This is a genomic window from Nonomuraea sp. NPDC004186 (assembly GCF_053603495.1).
Map to the genome: position 1 here is coordinate 1 of NZ_JBSGFQ010000113.1, position 17,229 is coordinate 17,229.

The 17,229-nt window shown below is 70.0% G+C and carries 18 protein-coding genes; 12 read left to right on the forward strand and 6 right to left on the reverse strand.

Translation table 11 applies throughout. From position 1 onward, the window contains the following. The first annotated feature begins 203 nt into the window (after positions 1-203). The 5 genes from ACWEPL_RS52380 (at position 204) to ACWEPL_RS52400 (ending at position 5,627) form a co-directional block, all read left to right on the forward strand. Entirely contained in the window at positions 204-1,478 is a 1,275-nt protein-coding gene (locus ACWEPL_RS52380; RefSeq protein WP_452440855.1) for a glycosyltransferase 87 family protein, read from the forward strand. 18 nt (positions 1,479-1,496) lie between these two features. Further along, entirely contained in the window at positions 1,497-2,867 is a 1,371-nt protein-coding gene (locus ACWEPL_RS52385; protein ID WP_363975597.1) for a molybdopterin-dependent oxidoreductase, read from the forward strand. Continuing rightward, on the forward strand, positions 2,864-3,370 hold the full coding sequence (locus ACWEPL_RS52390) for a hypothetical protein (protein ID WP_452440856.1): 507 nt from the start codon (positions 2,864-2,866) through the stop codon (positions 3,368-3,370). Before ACWEPL_RS52385 ends, ACWEPL_RS52390 begins: the two co-directional genes overlap by 4 nt. Further along, positions 3,367-5,175 (forward strand): glycoside hydrolase family 15 protein, encoded by a 1,809-nt coding sequence (locus ACWEPL_RS52395; RefSeq protein ID WP_452440857.1) that lies wholly within the window; start codon positions 3,367-3,369, stop codon positions 5,173-5,175. Before ACWEPL_RS52390 ends, ACWEPL_RS52395 begins: the two co-directional genes overlap by 4 nt. A gap of 254 nt (positions 5,176-5,429) precedes the next feature. After that, positions 5,430-5,627 carry a hypothetical protein gene (locus tag ACWEPL_RS52400; RefSeq protein ID WP_452440858.1) on the forward strand — a complete coding sequence of 66 codons (198 nt, stop codon included), beginning with the start codon at positions 5,430-5,432 and terminating at the stop codon, positions 5,625-5,627. 304 nt (positions 5,628-5,931) lie between these two features. On the opposite strand, the gene ACWEPL_RS52405 is transcribed toward ACWEPL_RS52400, so the two are convergent. After that, the gene (locus ACWEPL_RS52405) at positions 5,932-6,534 is read right to left on the reverse strand and encodes a response regulator transcription factor (RefSeq protein ID WP_452440859.1); all 603 of its coding nucleotides are present in this window, start codon (positions 6,532-6,534) and stop codon (positions 5,932-5,934) included. A gap of 165 nt (positions 6,535-6,699) precedes the next feature. Here ACWEPL_RS52405 and ACWEPL_RS52410 point away from each other — a divergent pair, with 165 nt between their 5' ends. From ACWEPL_RS52410 to ACWEPL_RS52425, 4 genes are all read left to right on the forward strand, one after another. Beyond that, positions 6,700-6,939 (forward strand): hypothetical protein, encoded by a 240-nt coding sequence (locus tag ACWEPL_RS52410; protein ID WP_452440861.1) that lies wholly within the window; start codon positions 6,700-6,702, stop codon positions 6,937-6,939. A gap of 314 nt (positions 6,940-7,253) precedes the next feature. Beyond that, positions 7,254-8,150: an ABC transporter ATP-binding protein gene (locus ACWEPL_RS52415; protein ID WP_452440862.1), complete on the forward strand. Its 897-nt coding sequence runs from the start codon at positions 7,254-7,256 to the stop codon at positions 8,148-8,150. A 24-nt stretch (positions 8,151-8,174) separates the two neighbouring features. Beyond that, entirely contained in the window at positions 8,175-8,894 is a 720-nt protein-coding gene (locus ACWEPL_RS52420; RefSeq protein ID WP_452440863.1) for an ABC transporter permease, read from the forward strand. 126 nt (positions 8,895-9,020) lie between these two features. Beyond that, positions 9,021-9,344: a hypothetical protein gene (locus ACWEPL_RS52425; RefSeq protein WP_452440865.1), complete on the forward strand. Its 324-nt coding sequence runs from the start codon at positions 9,021-9,023 to the stop codon at positions 9,342-9,344. Positions 9,345-9,684: 340 nt separating this feature from the next. Here the strand turns inward: ACWEPL_RS52425 and ACWEPL_RS52430 are convergent, their stop codons facing one another. Genes ACWEPL_RS52430 through ACWEPL_RS52450 form a run of 5 tightly spaced genes read right to left on the reverse strand, consistent with a single transcriptional unit; the run spans position 9,685 to position 14,389 of the window. Continuing rightward, on the reverse strand, positions 9,685-10,758 hold the full coding sequence (locus ACWEPL_RS52430) for an adenosine deaminase family protein (RefSeq protein WP_452440866.1): 1,074 nt from the start codon (positions 10,756-10,758) through the stop codon (positions 9,685-9,687). Further along, a complete protein-coding gene (locus ACWEPL_RS52435; RefSeq protein WP_364264958.1) occupies positions 10,755-11,807 on the reverse strand; it encodes an extracellular solute-binding protein in 1,053 nt (350 codons plus the stop codon). The genes ACWEPL_RS52430 and ACWEPL_RS52435 overlap by 4 nt, the downstream gene beginning before the upstream one ends. Before the next feature lie 16 nt (positions 11,808-11,823). Further along, entirely contained in the window at positions 11,824-12,813 is a 990-nt protein-coding gene (locus ACWEPL_RS52440; RefSeq protein ID WP_452440867.1) for an ABC transporter ATP-binding protein, read from the reverse strand. Then, positions 12,810-13,601 carry an ABC transporter permease gene (locus ACWEPL_RS52445; protein WP_350736038.1) on the reverse strand — a complete coding sequence of 264 codons (792 nt, stop codon included), beginning with the start codon at positions 13,599-13,601 and terminating at the stop codon, positions 12,810-12,812. The genes ACWEPL_RS52440 and ACWEPL_RS52445 overlap by 4 nt, the downstream gene beginning before the upstream one ends. Then, complete coding sequence (locus ACWEPL_RS52450; protein WP_363975633.1) at positions 13,598-14,389, reverse strand: ABC transporter permease; 792 nt, start codon at positions 14,387-14,389, stop codon at positions 13,598-13,600. Before ACWEPL_RS52450 ends, ACWEPL_RS52445 begins: the two co-directional genes overlap by 4 nt. 163 nt (positions 14,390-14,552) lie before the next feature. Here ACWEPL_RS52450 and ACWEPL_RS52455 point away from each other — a divergent pair, with 163 nt between their 5' ends. From ACWEPL_RS52455 to ACWEPL_RS52465, 3 genes are all read left to right on the forward strand, one after another. After that, complete coding sequence (locus ACWEPL_RS52455) at positions 14,553-15,494, forward strand: LacI family DNA-binding transcriptional regulator (protein WP_355199699.1); 942 nt, start codon at positions 14,553-14,555, stop codon at positions 15,492-15,494. Positions 15,495-15,573: 79 nt separating this feature from the next. Beyond that, positions 15,574-16,110 (forward strand): RNA polymerase sigma factor, encoded by a 537-nt coding sequence (locus ACWEPL_RS52460; RefSeq protein WP_350736030.1) that lies wholly within the window; start codon positions 15,574-15,576, stop codon positions 16,108-16,110. Beyond that, the gene (locus ACWEPL_RS52465) at positions 16,107-17,228 is read left to right on the forward strand and encodes a CU044_5270 family protein (RefSeq protein ID WP_452440868.1); all 1,122 of its coding nucleotides are present in this window, start codon (positions 16,107-16,109) and stop codon (positions 17,226-17,228) included. The genes ACWEPL_RS52460 and ACWEPL_RS52465 overlap by 4 nt, the downstream gene beginning before the upstream one ends. The last annotated feature ends 1 nt before the right edge of the window (position 17,229 follow it).

Consider the following 17,229-nt stretch of genomic DNA (forward strand, 5'->3'; position numbering starts at 1 on the left):
GCGCCCGCGGCGCCCCCCCCCGGGCGGCGCACCCCCCCGCCCGGCCCCCCCCCTCTTCCCCCCCGCCGGGGCGGAGTGCGGGGGCCACCGTCTCCCCCCCCCCCCCCCACGGCCTGTTCTGGCCGTACGCGCTCGCGTGGGCGTTCTTCTGCGCGGCGGCGTGGGCTGTGCGCGGGCTGCCGACGCGCCAGGCGATGTGCCTGGTGATCGTCGGAGGGATCGCCGTGACCGCCACCGGCCTCCTCGCTCCGCCCGCCACCAGCACCGACTCCTACCGCTACGCCTGGGACGGACGGGTGCAGGCCGCGGGCATCTCGCCCTACGATCACGCCCCGGCCGATGCGGCGCTGGCGCCGCTGCGCGACCTCTGGCTCTTCCCCCGCGGCGCCGGCTGCGAAGGGCCCGATCGTTACCCGATCCACTCCGGAGACCCGGTCATGTCGTGCACGCGGATCAACCGCCCCGGCGTGCACACGATCTATCCGCCCCTCGCGGAGGCGTACTTCCTCCTGGTACACGGACTCTCGCCCGAAGGGGCACGGCACAAGCCGCTGCAGATCGGCGGTGCGCTCCTGGCGTTCGCGACCTCGGCAGTGCTGCTGATCACGCTCAGCCGCCGAGCCGGCACCCGGGCCAACGCTCCGGCGTACACCGCCTGCTACGCGTGGTGTCCCGCCGTCCCGCTCGAACTGGTGAACAACGCCCACGTCGACGCGCTCGGCGTCCTGCTCGCCGTCATCGCCCTGACCAAGGTGAACAGGCACAGGGTCCTCGGCGGAACGCTGCTCGGCGCGGCGACCGCCGCCAAGCTGCTGCCCGCCGTCACCGTCCCCGGAGCGCTCTCCGGGGTCCTCGCGACCGGCGGAAAGACGCCGGCGCGCCGGATGCTCGACATCCTGGCCGTCCTCGGCCCCGCCGCTCTCGTCGTGGCGCTCGCCTACCTGCCGTACGTGCTCGCCTCGCGCGGCTCGGTACTCGGATACTTCTTCGGTTACTTGACCGAGGAGGGTTACGACGACGCCGGCAGCAGGGACCGGTACGCGTTGCTGAGACTGGTCCTCCCCGACTCGTGGGCGTTCCCCGCGGCCCTCGCCATCCTCGGGATCGCGATCTTCCACGTGCTCCGCCACGGTGACGCGGACCGGCCGTGGCAGGGCGCCCTGCTGGTGACCGGGGTGGGGTTCCTCGTGTTCACGCCCGGCTATTCCTGGTACGCCGTACTGGTCGTCGCGCTGGTCGCCCTCGACGGCCGGTGGGAGTGGCTCGGCGTCCCGCTGGCGAGCGGCGCGGCGTACATGAGCACTGGCTCCGGGACCATCGCCTACGCCCTCGCCGCGCTGGCGGTGGCCGCCGGGCTTGTCGCACGCGCGATCCGTCCCTCACCCGGCAGCGCGTACGGCGCCCCGAGATTGCGAAGAGCGGCGGGACATTGCCGAATGGGTGCCGGGGCGTGGCTTTGGAAGGACCGTTTCCGGTAAGGAGACCGAACAGCCGACATGGGGATTTCGGGGGGATCGGTGCCGGATGCGTCGCGGGGGCGCGATCGTGAGGTCAAGCCCGACAAGAAGGGCGGCCGCCTGGCCGCGCGCCTCAGGGGGTGGAGCGGGCCGCCCGGGCCGTTCCGGCCGGAGTTCTGGCGCAGCCCGCTCCGCGGTCCCTGGCTGACCTCGGTGCTCGGACTGATCCTGCTGGCCGGGATCACCCTCGTCGCGATCACCGGGCTGGTGTCGTACGCCGCCTACGAGCCTCGCCTGCCGGGCAACGACACCACCCCCGGCAGGGGTCTGCTGGGCTTCTATCTGTTCGACTGGCCCACGGACCCGGTCTGGTTGTACCGGGTCACCCAGGGCGCGCACGTCGTCGGCGGGCTGACACTGGTGCCGATCCTGCTGGCCAAGCTCTGGTCGGTCATCCCCAAGCTGTTCTCCTGGCCGCCCGCCCGTTCCGTGGCGGAGGCCGTCGAGCGGGCCAGCCTGCTGCTCCTGGTCGGCGGCGCGGTATTCCAGTTCGTGACCGGGATCCTCAACATCCAGCTCTTCTACGTCTTCCCGTTCTCCTTCTACCCGGCCCACTTCTATGGCGCATGGATCTTCCTGGCCGCCTTCGTCGTCCACGTCGTCATCAAGCTGCCCCGCGTCATCCACACCCTGCGGACGTACGGCCTGCGCGACTACCTGCGCCTCCCTGTGGCGGACACCCGCCCGGAGCCGCCGGACCCCGATGGCCTGGTCGCCGTTGACCCGGCGCCCCCCACGATGTCCAGGCGCGGCCTGCTGGCCTTCGCCGGCGGCGGCTCGCTGGTCATGTTCGGCCTGTCCGTCGGCCAGTGCGTCGACGGGCCGTTGCGCCGTACCGCGCTGCTCGCTCCCCATGGCCGCCTCTACGGGACGGGCCCCAACGACTTCCAGGTCAACAAGACAGCGGCGAGCCTCGGCGTCACAGCAGCCCGGACCGGCGATTCCTGGCGGCTGGCACTCGTCGGGCCACACCGGACGGAACTCTCCCGCGCGGACCTGCTGGCGATGCCTCTGCACACCTACGCCTTGCCGATCGCCTGCGTGGAAGGCTGGTCGACCGTCCAGACCTGGACCGGCGTACGGCTGGCCGATCTCGCCCGCCTCGCCGGCATCCGGGCCGGCTCGACAGGCGTCACCGCCAGGTCGCTGCAACGTGGGGGCTATTTCGGTCAGGCCTCGCTCAGCGCCGCGCAGGTCGCCGACCCGCGCTCGCTGCTGGCGCTGCGGGTCAACGGCGCCGACCTGTCCCTCGACCACGGATACCCGGCGCGGGTCATCGTCCCCAACGCTCCCGGCGTGCACAACACGAAGTGGGTGCGCGAGCTCGACTTCACCCAAGGGCGATCTTGAACGGCCGCAGCCGGTGGGCAAGGACCTACGGCGCCCCTTCGTGGCACCTGCTCGTACTCGCCCTCTGTTTTCTGGTCGCCGGTTACGCCGTCACCCGGGTGGTCGACGTGGGGATCTGGCCGGGCTTTCTGGTGTGGTTCGTGGGGGCCGTCATCCTCCACGACTTGGTGCTGTTCCCTCTTTACTCCGCCGCCGACCTCGCCGCCCGGTCCGCCACCGCCCGTACCCGTCGCCGTCGTCGTACGGCTGCTCGGCCTCGGCCGACGGGGCGGCGGCCGGCTCCGATCAACCACCTGCGCGTGCCGACCGCGTTCTCGGGTCTGCTGCTGCTGGTGTGGTCCCCACTCATCCTGCGCGGTGCCGAGCCCAACTACCGGGCGGCGGTCGGTTTGAGCACCATCCCTTACCTCAACCGATGGATTCTGGTCACCCTGGTGCTCTTCGCCGCCTCAGCACTGCTCTACATGCTGCGACGCCTGGCCGCGGGGCGGGCCGGCCGTTGAGCGCCCGGCCGATCGGCGACTACGCGATGTTGTCGGACTGCCGGTCCGCCGCGCTGGTCACGTCCGACGGCTCCGTCGACTGGCTGTGCCTGCCGCGTTTCGACAGCCCGGCGATTCTCGCCCGGCTGCTGGACGAAGAGGCCGGCTTCTGGGCGATCCGGCCGGCATGTCCGGCCGAGGTGACCCGTCGGTACGTCGAGGACACCCTTGTGCTGGAGACCACGTTCCGGACGCGCGACGGCACTTTGGTGCTCCTGGACGCTCTCGCGCTGGGCCGTGGCGAACGTGGGCACGCGCTGGGCACGTCATCCCCTGGCGTGCTCCTTCGCCGGCTCGCCTGCACCGAAGGGCGGGTGTCCGTGGAGATCGTGTATGCGCCCCGGCCCGAGTTCGGGCTCGTCCGCCCGCTGATGCAACCGGTCCGCGGCGGCCTGATCGCCCGTGGAGGCGCCGACGTGCTCACCCTGTCCAGCCCGGTGGAGTTCCGGACCGGCGGCTCGGTCGCGGACGCCGCTCTCACCCTGCGCGCGGGACAGAACGTCGGCCTGGCCCTGCAGGCCGGCCGGGCCTGGGCGCCCGACCCGCCGCGCCGTACCTCCTGGGCCGTCGCGCGCCGGATCCGCGACACCGTCGCGGGATGGCGCTCCTGGTCACGCGGGCACGCCGACTACGAGGGACCCTGGCGCCGGCAGGTCAACCACGGCGGCCGGGTTCTGCGCGCGATGACCTACGCCCCGACGGGGGCCATGGTGGCCGCGGCCACCACCTCCCTGCCGGAAAGCATCGGCGGGGAGCGTAACTGGGACTACCGCTACACATGGGTCCGCGATGCCAGCTTCACCCTCCACGCCCTGAACACGGCCACCTGCGAGGAGGAGGAAACCGCCTTCTTCACCTTCCTGTCCCGCGCATGCGCGACCCAGGTCGACGCGGACCCGGACCTGCAGATCATGTACGGCATCGGCGGCGAGCGCGACCTGAGCGAACGGCGGCTACCGCATCTGCGGGGGTGGCGGGACAGCGCCCCCGTACGGGTCGGCAACGACGCCTGGCGCCAGCGTCAGCTCGACGTGTACGGCGAACTGCTCGACGCCGCCCACCAGACCTATCGGGACATCGGCCCGTTCGACCCCCTCACCCGCTCGCTGCTGATCGGAGTGGCCGAGACCGCCGCGCGCCGCTGGCAGGAGCCGGATCAGAGCCTGTGGGAGGTCCGTGGTCCCAGCCGGCACTTCACGCACTCCAAGCTGATGTGCTGGGTTGGACTGGACAGGGCGATCACCCTGGCCCCGGTGCTGGGGGCCGCCTCCCGGGTCGCCGACTGGACGCGCGTCCGAGACGAGATCCACGCCGCGATCCTGACCCACGGATGGAACGAGCAGGCGGGTGCTTTCACCCAGACGTTCGGCGACACCCAGGTCGACGCCGCCACCCTGATGATGCCCCTGGTCGGATTCCTGCCGCCGGACGACCCGAGAATCCGCTCCACCGTGCAGGCCGTCGCCACCCGGCTGACCGACGCGAGCGGGCTGGTGTACCGCTACCGTTCCGCCGACGGGCTGGCCGGCCGGGAGGGCCCGTTCCTGCTGTGCACCTTCTGGCTCGCTCACGCGCTGGCCCTCACCGGTCAGGACGCCGAGGCCAGGCGGGCGTTCGAGACCGCCGCCTCCTGCGCCAACGATGTCGGCCTGCTCAGCGAAGAGATGGACCCCACCACAGGAGAGGCGATCGGCAACTACCCTCAGGCCCTCAGCCACATCGGCCTGATCAACGCCGCCCGCGCCATCGGGGACGCCCGGCGTTGAGGTCTCCCGGCACCTCATCGAAACGGTCACGCTCAACGGGCATGACTGTCACGGTAGGGAGACCAAGCGTGATGCCCTCCACCATCCGGGAGCGAACAAGGCCGTGGTGGTGATAATTCGTTGAGCAAAGATCGCTAAGCGGCGCGAAAATTTCTGGAAGTGAACGCCAGCAACCCGACCGATACAAGCAGGACCCCGTTCGCGGTGCTCGCAATTACCGGTCCCGCGATCTCTCCCAACACCCCATCGCCATCTTGCTGGCCGGCCGGGAACTGCACCTTGGAACATGGCATGTGAGGGGTGTGACAGCCGCGGCCCTGCTCGCGTTGTACCAGCAGTTCCTCATCCGCCGGCGCGGTCGTACGGAATGTTTGAAAGCGTTTGCGAACAACAACTACGTCGGCATGGTGATCTTCGTCGGTATCGCGCTCGAGTACCTTTTCCGGAGCTGACGGCGGAAGCGTCGTCCTTAACCTCGGCTATTCGTGCGCCCTGTCCGGTGCCAGAACTCCAGGCTTGGCTTGTGCTGTTTCGAACAGGCCGGACCGGGCCGATCGGGCGGTGCCGGCTGCACTGTCGAGGCTGTTACCCGCTCGCCTTCGACTGCATCGCATCGTGGCGCCCGGCACGCTGCTTGCCAGGCGTCGCAGGCTGGTCAAGACGCCCAGCGGGCATCGGACAGGTCCGATCAATCCACACATCTCGGGCCACGACGAAAGCGGGACGAACGACGATAAATCATCATCAGATGCCCACTTACAGCCAGTCGTGTTCGCGTGCGTACCGCGCCGCCTCGTGGCGGGTCCGGGTCTGGGTTTTCTGCATCGCGTTCGAGAGATAGTTGCGCACCGTGCCCTCCGCCAGATGGAGTTGGGCGGCGATGTCGGCGGCCGAGTAGCCTTCGCCGGTCGCCCGCAGCACGTCGATCTCGCGGTCGGTGAGCGGGCAGTCGTCGACGAGGGCGAGGGCGGAGACATCCGGGTCGATCCATCGCTTGCCCTCGTGCAGGGTCTTGATGACCGAAACGATGTGCGCCGGTTCCGCGGACTTGCTGACGAAGCCCTGGACGCCGAGCTTGAGCGCCTTGCGGAGCACGCCGGGCCTGGCATGGCGGGTCAGCATGAGGACCATTTGGTCTGGCCGCGCCTGACGGATCTCCGTGACGGCGCCGAGCCCGTCCACACCGGGCATCTCCAGATCGATGACGAGCACGTCGGGCCGGTGCAGCAGTGTGGCCTGTACCGCCGCCTCGCCGTCTCCCGATTCGGCGAGCACGGTGATCTCGCCCTCGAGCGGGAGCAATGACGCCAGCGCCTTGCGGAGGAGGGCTTCGTCGTCGGCGAGTACCACGGTGGTCATTGGTTCTCCTGTGCTTCGGAACGTCGGTGCGGGAATGCCGCGGTCGTCAGGAAGCGCCCGTCTTTCTGTTCCTTCGTCAGCTCGGTTCCGTTGGCCATCCCTCGTTCCCTGAGGGTAGCGAGGCCCCGGAGGGCGGGAAGCGGAGCCTCCTGCGGGCCGTCGTCGATGACGGCGATGCCCGGCTGGGGGCCGTACCTGCTCGGTCTGCACGTGCCGCAGGATGTTGGTGGTCGTCTCCCGGAGGACCTGGCCGGGCAGTTCGCCTGCGTGTGGGGCGACCTCGGCCTTTCGGTCGACGCGTACGCGGATCTCCCGGAGCTCCTCCTCGGCCCGTTCGGCGTCGGCGCGCACCAGCTTCCGGGCCGGCGCGGTCGGCTTCACCACGTGTGGCCCTGGATGTCGTGAAGATTGCCGGCGAACCGCATGCGCTCAGCGCGTTCATGCATCACGGGTGGCTCTCCACCGGGCGGGCTCATGGGTCCTCAGCCGGGTGCTGTGTGCCGGGGATGAGCGGTCATGTCGGCCGTCGGCAGAATGCGCAGGGGTCTGGTGTCCATGTGTGGGCTCTCCGGGATCGAACGGCAGAGTCCGCCAGTATTCTTCCCGTCCCATGGCGGCACCAGTGACACCACGTCATGCGTTCACGCCAAGGATGTCATGGCGAGGTCATGACATGGTCGCACTGGGAGATACGTGCGGCGATGGCTGAGATCGACGGTATGTCCTCGACACCAGTCATCGACGTCGACCGTCTGAACCTCACCTACGGCGACTTCCGCGCCGTGCGGGATCTGTCCTTCCAGGTGCGGCGCGGGGAGTTCTACGCTCTGCTCGGCACGAACGGGGCGGGGAAGACCTCAACCCTGGAGACCATCGAAGGCCACCGCACGCCCACCTCGGGCACCGTACGGGTCTTCGGGCAGAGCCCGCGCGACCGGCGGGCGGTGCGGCCCCGGATGGGCATCATGCTGCAGGAGAGCGGATTCTCGCCGGATCTGACGGTGCGGGAATCGCTCCGGCTGATCGGAAACCTCACCCAGCGCATCGACACGGTCGAACGCGTGCTCGGCATCGTCGACCTCGCCCGCAAGGCCGGCACCAAGGTGTCCCAGCTCTCCGGCGACGAGAAGCGGCGTCTGGACTTCGCCACCGCCGTGTACGGAGCGCCTGAGCTGATCTTCCTGGACGAGCCCACCACCGGCTTGGACATCCAATCCCGGGACGACCTGTGGGACGCGGTGGACCGGCTGCGCGAAGACGGATCCACCATCGTTCTCACCACGCACTACCTGGAAGAGGCTCAGCAGCGTGCCGACCGCATCGGGCTCATGCACAAAGGCACTTTCCACCGGGAAGGGACCGTCTCCGAACTGACGCGTACCCTGCCCGCCGCCATCCGCTTCTCCCTGCCGGCCCCCGCACCCGCTCTACCCCTGCAGGCCACGCGCGAGGGTGACGGGAAGTACCTCATCGAGACCTTCGGCCTGCAGAAGGACCTGCACACCCTGCTCCGCTGGGCTCAGGACCACGCGGTGGAGCTGCGGGACCTCCAGGCCGGGCCGACCCGGCTCGACGACGTCTTCCGCGCGCTCGGCAGCGACCGGCCCACTCCCTGAATTTCCAAGAAAAGGACCTTCGCCATGCTCTCGATCGCTCTCAGCGAGCTGGTTCAGATCTTCCGGAACCGGCTGGTTCTGGTCACCTGCCTCGTCATGCCCGTGGCGGTCAGCGCGTTCTTCATCTCCCGGCACGAGGTGTTCGCGGCTCTGGGCAGTCTCGGATACATCGCGGCGGTGGTGCTGTTCACGGTGGCGGCGTTCACGCTCTACACCACCACGGTGACCACGCTGGCCTCGCGCCGGCAGAACCTCTTCCTCAAGCGGCTGCGCTCCACCGCGGCGGGCGACACCGGCATCCTCTTGGGGCTGCTGCTCCCGGTCACCGCCATCTCGCTGGTCCAGGCCGCCGTGATCATGACCGTGCTGGGCGCGGTCACGGGCGCGCCGGACAACGTACTTCTCCTGGCGGCGGCCGTCGTCGCGACGATGATCATGATGTTGGGGCTGGCACTGGCCACCGCTGGAGTGACGAAATCCCCGGAGCACGCGCAGGTGACCACGCTGCCCATCGCCATCGGCACCATCGTCGTGGCCAGTTGGGTGGGGATCGCCGGCACCGAGGATCTCACGCTGCTCAAGCGGCTGCTTCCCGGCGGCTCGGCCGCCGAACTGGTCGTCAACGCCTGGAACGGCGGCGTACCGATCGCTGACTCGCTGATTCTGCTGGCACCCACGCTGAGCTGGGTCGTCGTCGCCGTCGCGCTGGCTTCCCGGAGCTTCCGCTGGGAGCCGCGCCGATGACGTCCGGGTTCGTCCATACACAGTGCCGTTCGTCATGTTATGAGGAGGAACGGGATCGCGAGCCCGGCGGGAAGACGATCGAGGTCGCGGTCTCGCGCCGGCACCAGCCCGGACAAGCGCCGCGGCGTGCTGCTGACCGACAGCGGCGGGGCTGGGCCGGCCTTCCCGGCCATCCTGCGGGATCTGGGGCTGCCGCGGAGCGTGCTGGACAGCTATGACGTGATCGGGATGGACCCGCGGGGTGTCGGCCACAGCACCCCGGTGACCTGTGGTCTGAAGCCGGAGCAGCCGGCTCTCCGGCCGCCCCTCGCGTGGTCGGCCAAGGTCCGCGAGCGTGCGAAGGAGCTCGAGAACGGCAGCTGGGGCGCCGCGGCCGTGAACACCGCAGTGACGCGCACCGCCGCGGCGAGTGCTGCCGCCAGTGTCGCCGTGATCACGGCGGTCACCTGAGTTCCACGCGATGCCGAACGGCGGCGCCGCACCCGATGCGGTCTCGCGGTGACGTCATGACGCGGTGTCACTGGTGCCGCCGTGGAGCAGGAAGAATACTGGGCAGACGCTGCTGTTCGACCCCGGAGAGCCCTCATGTCAGACCAGCGCGCCCGGCGTGGACGGCCACGGTCTTACGGCGTGAACGGACTGGCCTCGACGGTGTCGAAGAGAGGGACGATGCTCGGGTCGTCCTGGCGGCCGGGCTCGACGGACCGGCCGCAGCCCCTGGCGTCACCGAAGTGAGCACCGAAGTAAGCACTGCAGCGGGACACGGTCCGCGTGAAGCCGCCTGTCCCGATCACTCCACGTTCGCGAGCTCGCTCTCGAAGCGCCTGCGCAGCGCGTCCTTCTCGGGCTCCGGCAGCCAGCACGCCTCCACCCCGGCCAGCGCCATCGCCCGCAACCGCTCATCCGGTACGGCGAGCTGCTCGGAGAGGATCCGATACTCGTTCGCCAGCGACGTCGGGAACATCCCCGGGTCGTCGGAAGCGGGGATGACGTTGAGCCCGGCCTCCAGCATCGCCGCGATCGACGCCCGCCGCCACGGCCGCCACGAGCGCCGCGACGTGGTCGAGATGACGGTGAACGGGATCTGCTCGTCCCGCACCCTGGCGACGACCTCGTCGTCCTCGAGCACGAAGTAGCCGTGGTCGATCCGGTCGCAGCCGAGCACGTCGAGGCAGGTGACCGTGTTGACGGCGACGGGCGCGTGCTCGGAGGAGTGCGCCGTACGGCGCAGCCCGGCCGCACCGGCGAGCCGGAAGGCGGCCTCGAACCGTTCCGGCGGCCCGGCGGTCTCCAGGTTGTCCAGCCCGATCCCCGCCACGTAGTCGTGCGGGTTGTCCACGACCGTGCGCACCCAGGAGAGCGCCTCGTCTCCCGACCTGCTCCGGTCGACGGCCGCGATGAGCCGGCCCGACATGCCGAAGTCGCGTTCGGCCATCCTGATGCCCTCGGCGTACGCCTCGACCACCGTGGCGTAGCCGAGCTTCTCCTGATGCTCGGTCAACGCGTCGAAGGAGACCTCGAGATGCCTGGTCGCGCTGGTCCGGTGGGCGTCCTCGAACGCCTCGTAGGTGATCCTGGTGAGATCGTCGGCGTCGCGCAGGACCTGCAGAACCCACGAGGACACCTGGAACAGCGAGTAGGAGACCTCGGGCTCGTCCGCGCTCCTGCCCTGCGGGACCGGGATCCGGGTGTCCAGGTAGAGCGCGGGGTCCGGCGGCAGCGAGTTCACGTCCGCGTAGATCCGCCCAGGCGTGTCGGGCAGGTCGAGCCCCTCCCGCCGGGCCAGCTCGGCGAACGTCGAGGCGCGTACGGTGCCGATGAGGTGGCAGTGCAGATCGACCTTGGGCATCAGGTCAAGGTTCACTTGCCGGCCACCTCGCGGGTGAAGCGGTCGACCCAGGTGGTGCGGGTGTCGACGAGCTGGGCGGGGTCGAGGGTCTTGAACCCGGCGGCCACCGGGTCCTTCGCCGCCTCGCCCGTCACCTTGGCGATGTCGGCCGGGATCTCGGCCTTCGGGTTCGTGGGCAGGTCACCGGCGGCCTTCGCCATGGCGCTCTGCGCCTCGGCCGACAGCATGTAGTCGATGAACTTCGCCGCTCCCTGCGCGTTGCGCGCGCCCTTGGGGATCATCGCCCGGTTGGTGGCCATGTAGCGGCCCTTGTCGGGCGCCGTCCAGGCGATCGGCTCGCCCGAGGTGACGAGCTTGGTGGCGAAGCCGCTCAGCGCGTCGGCGGCGATGATCTCGCCCTGGGTCAGCAGGTTCGTGACCTCGGTCGAGGAGGTGTAGAACTGCAGGACGTTCGGCGCCCAGCCGGACAGGGTCTTCAGCGAGGTGTCGATGTCGTAGGGGCCCTTGCCGTACGACTCGCCAACCCCCGAAATCATGAGTTGTCCGGCGGTCACCGAAATATCGGGAAGCGCGACCTTTCCCTTGTTCGCCGCGTTCGCGAACAGCTCCCAGTCGGCGGCCTGCTTCTGGCTGAGCTTGCCGGTGTTGTAGATGATCCCGTTGAGCTGGTGCGTGTAGGCCGGCCCCTCGTAGGAGCCCTCGGTCGCGAACGGCGCGAGCTGCTTCATGTTGGGCACGTCGACCTTCTGGAAGAGGCCGTCCTTCTGCCCGAGCGCGGCGAAGTAGTCGGAGATCAGCACCACGTCCGCCTCCGGCTCGCCCTTGGCGAGCTTCAGCTTCGAGAGCCGGTCGGAGTTGGACCCGGTGTCCAGCTCGACCTTGATCCCGGTTTGCTTGCTGAACGGAGCGACGACCGCCTGCTCGAACTCCTTCACACCGAAGGGGAAGGTGCTGACGACGATGGTGTTCTGATCGGCCTGCTTCTCGGCGGAGCCGGAGCCGGAACATCCGGCTGCGGCGAGCACCGTCAGAGCAGCGGCCAGTACGGCGCGGCGCGTGGGCATGGGGTCGTTCCTTCTTTCAGCGGGGGAGTGGAACCAGATGGTCGTCGGGCGCGATCACCGTGACGCCCGATCCGGGCGTCAGGGCAGCGCCGCTGCGTACGTCGGCGAGCAGCCTGACGGTCGCGCCCGACGGGTCGACCACGTCGAGCGAGACCAGGAGGTCGACGCCGCGGAAGGCCACGTCGACCACCGTGCCGTCGAGGCCGTGACCAAGGCCGGCGCCCTTCTCCGCGATGCGCAGATGCTCGGGCCGGATGGTCAGCGGCGTGCCGTCGGCCGCGGTGAGGAAGTTCTCGTAGCCGAGGAACTCGGCCACGAAACGGTCGGTGGGACGGGGGAAGACCTGCTGGGGAGTGCCCTGCTGCACGATCCTGCCCTCGTTCATGATGACCATCTCGTCGGACATCTCCAGCGCCTCGTCCTGGTCGTGGGTGACGAGGATGACGGTCAGCTTCGTCTCCGCCTGGATGCGCCTGATCTCGGCCCGCATCTGGACGCGCAGGCGGGCGTCGAGGTTGGACAGCGGCTCGTCGAGCAGCAGGAGCTTGGGCCTGATCGCGATCGCCCTGGCCAGCGCCACCCGCTGCTGCTGCCCGCCGGAGAGCTTCTTCGGCTTGCGGTCGGCCAGGTGCGCGAGCCCGACGAGGTCGAGCGTCTCCATGACCCGCGTACGTCTCTCCGCGGCCGGCACCTTGCGCAGCCTGAGCCCGTACCCGACGTTGTCGGCCACCGTCATGTGCGGGAACAGCGCGTACGACTGGAAGACCATCCCGAGATCGCGCTTCTCCGGCGGCGTGCGCGTGCTGTCGACCCCGTCGATGCGGATCGTCCCCGACGTCGGTGCGGAGTAGCCCGCGATCATCCTGAGCGTGGTGGTCTTGCCGCAGCCGCTCGGGCCCAGCAGCGTCGTCAGCCTCCCCGCCGGCACGGCGAGGTCGATCTCGTCTACGGCGGTGAAGGAGCCGAACCTCTGGGTGACTTTGATCAGCTCGGCGGCGGCGGTCATTGGTTGATCCCTCCGAAGATCTTGGCGAATCCGACCGTGCGCTCGGCGATCACCGCGATGACCACGGTGGCGGCCAGGATGAGGGTGGAGGCGGCGGCCACCATCGGGTCGTACGACTGCTGTACGTAGTCGAGCATCGTCACCGGCAGCGTCCGGAAGTCGCGTCCCTGCAGCAGCAGCGACAACGGCACGTTGTTGAACGACGTCACCATGCTGAGCAGCCCGGCGGAGAAGATGCCCGGACGCAGGACGGGCAACGTCACGTTGAAGAACGCGCGCAGCGGCGAGGCGCCGAGACCCCGGGCGGCCTCCTCCAGCGCGGGGTCGGCCAGCGCGAGCGAGGCGCCGGTCACGCGCACCGCGTACGGCAGCATCAGCGCCGTGTGCCCGACCAGCAGGGTGCTGAAGTTGTCCAGGTCCAGGCCGACCATCAACTGCTGGAACAGCGCGAGGCCGACGACCAGCTCCGGGACGATGAGCGGCGACAGGAACAACCCCTCGACCAGGCCCTTGCCGGGCAGCTTGCCACGGTGGACGGCCAGCGTCACGGGCACGCCGAGCACCAGCGCGAGCGCGGTGGCGAGCACGGCGAGCTCCAGGCTGGAGAGCGCGGCCTCGATGAACGGCTCGTAGCCGAGCGCCTCGTCGAACCAGCGCAGCGAGATCCCGTCGGGCGGGAACCTCAGGGTGCTTCCGGCGGTGAAGGCGGTGGCGACGACGAAGATGATCGGCACGATCATGATGACGTAGCCGATGACCGCGAGCGCCGCCGTGATCGGCCGCTTCATGAGGTGGCCCCCTTCCGCCCGATCAGCGAGGACAGCCCGGAGACCAGGAAGACCAGGACCGTCATGATGAGCGCCGTCGCCGAGGCGGAGGCCCAGTCGACCGTGGTGCTCGCGTAGTTGAACAGCTGCGTGGACAGCATCCGCTGGCTGGACCCGCCGAGCAGGTAGGGCGTGGTGTACGCGGTGACGGACCCGGCGAAGACCAGGGTGGCGGCCACCACGATGCCCGGCATGGTCAGCGGGATGACGACGTTCCACATCGTCCGGCTCCGGCTCGCGCCGAGCCCGCGCGAGGCGTCGTCCAGGCCGGGATCGACCTGCGCGACGGCCGAGTAGCAGGAGATGATCGCCAGCGGCAGGAACAGCTGGGTGAGGCCGAGGACGATCGCCAGCTTGGTGTAGAGCAGCTGCGGCGCCACGTCGACGATGCCGAGCTGGACGAGCAGCCGGCCGAGCGCCCCCTTGGAGCCGAGGATCACCAGCCAGCCGAACGTCCTTACCACGTTGCTCAGCATCAATGGGAAGATCGCCACTGCCAGGAAGACCCCGCTCCAGCGTGACGGCGAGCGGGCCAGCCAGTAGGCGATGGGGAAGCCGAGGACGACGCAGATGATCGTGACAGCCAGGGCCAGCCCGACCGTGCGCCCGATCACCTCCAGGTCGTACGGATCCGTCAGCATCCTGCCCAGACGCGTGAAGATCTCGCCGGTCGGCACGTCCGGGGGCGCGAAGAGCATCGCCGCGGAGGGGATGAGGAACCCCGCGACGAGAAGGACGAGACCAGGCACCAGCAGAAGGGCCGATTTGGGGGAGATGTCGGCGTCCTTTCTCCGTGGCGTACGCTTGCTGGAACCGGTTGCGGAACCGGTTGCATGAGCCTGACCATAGATTATGAGCGGCCTGTCGCACAAACCCCTGTGTGAAATCCGTGTAACGACTCAAGGAGGATCAGTGCCGACACTCGCGGACGTCGCCGCGCTGGCCGGGGTTTCCAAGGCGACGGCCTCTCGCGCCCTGGGCCGGCCGGACCTGGCCGCCCCGGAGACGGTGGCCCGCGTCCGCGCAGCCGCCGAGCAGCTCGGATTCGTCCCCAACCGGGCGGCCACGCAGCTCGCCCGCGGGCGGACCGGTGTGGTCGCCGTCGTGGTGCCCACGCTCGACAACACCTTCTTCACCCCGATCATCGGCGGCGCCCAGGCGCGCGCGGCCGACTCGGGCATGCAGCTGACCATCGCGGTGCACTCCCTGGAGCACGCCGCCCAGGTCGCCGCGGTCGAGCAGCTCGCGCACCAGGTCGACGGCTTCCTGCTCACCGCGCCCCGGGGTTCGGACGAGATCGTCCGCGCCGCCGCGTCGTTCAAGCCGACCGTGCTCATCGACCGCGAGATCGAGGGCATGACCTCGGTGGTCGCCGACACGGCCACCGCCTTCGGCACGCTCGTCACCCGGTTCGTCGAGATGGGCCACGAGCGCATCGTCTACATCGGCGGCCCGGCGGGCTCCTGGCAGGATCGCCAGCGCCAGGCGGCCATCCGCGCCGCGGCCGGGCCGAGCGGCGCGACGCTGACCATGCTCGGCCCTCACCCCTCGACGTTCGCCGCCGGAGTGGAGACGGCGGAGGCCGTGGTGGCCGCCCGCGCCACCGCCGTGGTCCCGTACGCGACCTCGATCGGCCTGGGCCTCATGTTCGCCCTGCTCCACCGCGGGATCCGCGATGTCGTGGTCAGCTCGGAGCGCATGATCGTCGAGAGCCTCGGCCTGGGCGACGTCCCCGCGATCGACGTGGACGGCGAGAAGCTCGGCGAGGTGGCCATGGATCAGCTCATGGCCCTCCTCGGGGAGCGCAGGGAGCCGTCACCCACCACCCGCCGCCTCACCGTCCCGATCAGCTGACCGAAAGGTGTAACAACGGGCGGGTTGCGGCCACTTCGTGGTGTCAGAAGAAACGCATCCCGAACGAAGGGGCTGGGCGGTGTCAGATGATGAGCACCGGTTCACCGGCATGTACGACGAATGCCGACAACGGGTGTGGGCCTACGTCGTGAGCCGCGCGGGCCGCCAAGTGGCGGACGAGGTGGTGAGCGAGACGTTCGCGATCGCCTGGCGGCGGTTGGAGGACGTGCCCGAGCCGGCGCTGCCGTGGTTGCTCGGCGTCGCCAGGAACGTCCTGCGCGACAACGTCCGCGCCGAGGTGCGCCGCGAGGCGGTCGCCGCGGAGCTGCGGGCCTGGGCCGAGGGCGACGTCGCCGAACACGTGACCGAGCGGATGGGCGTGCTGCGCGCGCTGGCCGCCGTGCCCGAGGACGATCGGGAGATCCTCGTCCTGGTCGCCTGGCACGGGCTGTCGCCGAAGGAGGGCGCGCGGGTCGTCGGCTGCTCGTCGGCGGCGTTCCGCGTACGGCTGCACCGGGCGCGCAAACGACTCAAGCAGGCCATGGAGGCCACGGACGCCGGCCCACGGCGCGAACCCCTGCCCCACGTGCGGAGCCTCAACGAGGAGTGGTCATGAACCCCATCGACGAACTCCGGGCCGCCCGGCCCGCCGACCTCGGAGACCGCCCGATCGACCCGCGCACCAGGGCCGCCGAGCTCTCCCGCGCCATGTCCCAGCCCCGGCCGGCCCGGCGCCGGCGCAGGCCCGCGCGGCACGTATGGAGCCTGGGGCTCGCCGGAGCCGCGGCGGCCGTCACCGCCGTGGCCGTGGTCGTCGCGACGAACGGCACGGCGTCCACGGCACGAGGCCCCGACACCCCGGCGAGCACCCGGCAGGCGGTGACGCTGTCGGCCCGGGAGGTGCTGCTGGCCGCGGCCGCGCGGGCGGAGCGGCAACCGGAGAGCAAAGGCGGGTACTGGCACACCGTGTCGGTGCGCCGGACCCTGTTCGCCGCGGCCAAGGGCGGCTACCGGGTGCTCGACCAGCGGCGGGACGAGGGCTGGACACCCAGCGCCACCGGCCCGGACCAGAAGCGGTGGGGCCGCATGCAGTCCCTCGGAGCCCGCCCGGCCACCGAGGAGGACCGGCAGGCGTGGGAGCGGGCCGGGTCGCCCACCTCCATCGAGGTCACGGTCCCCAGGAAGCCCAAGCCCATGATCCTCAAGACGTCGCCGGGCCGGGCCATGACCGGCCGCAGCCCGCTGACCGACGGGGACAAGGTCTTCTGGCTGGGCCGCAACGTCTCGGTGAAGGACCTGCGCGAGCTGCCCCGTGACCCGGACCAGCTCAAGAAGCGGCTCCTGGGCTGGAAGGGTCGTGACAACGACGTGCCGATGCAGGGTGATGCGTGGCTGTTCGTGATCAGCGCTGGGTTGATCATGGACATGCCGGTGACGCCCGAGGTGCGCGGCGCCGCGTTCCGGATGCTGGCCGAGCTCGACGACGTACGGGTCATCGAGAACGTCACGGATGCCGAGGGGCGCACGGGCACGGCCGTGGCGATCAACGAGCCGACCTTCGACGGCGGCGTCACGGAGCACCGGCTGATCATCGACGAGGCGGCCGGACAGGCCCTGGCGAGCGAGTACGTCGCGGTGAAGCCGCGCGGCCTCCAGGCCGGTTTCGAGCCCGGCACGATGTGGAACTCCATCGCGGTGATCAAGGCGGGCTGGACGGACGACAAGCCCGAGTGAC

Excerpts from the sequence above, each read along its gene's own strand:
- ACWEPL_RS52385 (WP_363975597.1), top strand. The coding sequence starts at position 1,497 with ATGGGGATTTCGGGGGGATCGGTGCCGGATGCGTCGCGGGGGCGCGAT.
- ACWEPL_RS52405 (WP_452440859.1), bottom strand. The coding sequence starts at position 6,534 with ATGACCACCGTGGTACTCGCCGACGACGAAGCCCTCCTCCGCAAGGCG.
- ACWEPL_RS52410 (WP_452440861.1), top strand. The coding sequence starts at position 6,700 with ATGACGGCGATGCCCGGCTGGGGGCCGTACCTGCTCGGTCTGCACGTG.
- ACWEPL_RS52415 (WP_452440862.1), top strand. The coding sequence starts at position 7,254 with ATGTCCTCGACACCAGTCATCGACGTCGACCGTCTGAACCTCACCTAC.
- ACWEPL_RS52420 (WP_452440863.1), top strand. The coding sequence starts at position 8,175 with ATGCTCTCGATCGCTCTCAGCGAGCTGGTTCAGATCTTCCGGAACCGG.
- ACWEPL_RS52435 (WP_364264958.1), bottom strand. The coding sequence starts at position 11,807 with ATGCCCACGCGCCGCGCCGTACTGGCCGCTGCTCTGACGGTGCTCGCC.
- ACWEPL_RS52440 (WP_452440867.1), bottom strand. The coding sequence starts at position 12,813 with ATGACCGCCGCCGCCGAGCTGATCAAAGTCACCCAGAGGTTCGGCTCC.
- ACWEPL_RS52445 (WP_350736038.1), bottom strand. The coding sequence starts at position 13,601 with ATGAAGCGGCCGATCACGGCGGCGCTCGCGGTCATCGGCTACGTCATC.
- ACWEPL_RS52465 (WP_452440868.1), top strand. The coding sequence starts at position 16,107 with ATGAACCCCATCGACGAACTCCGGGCCGCCCGGCCCGCCGACCTCGGA.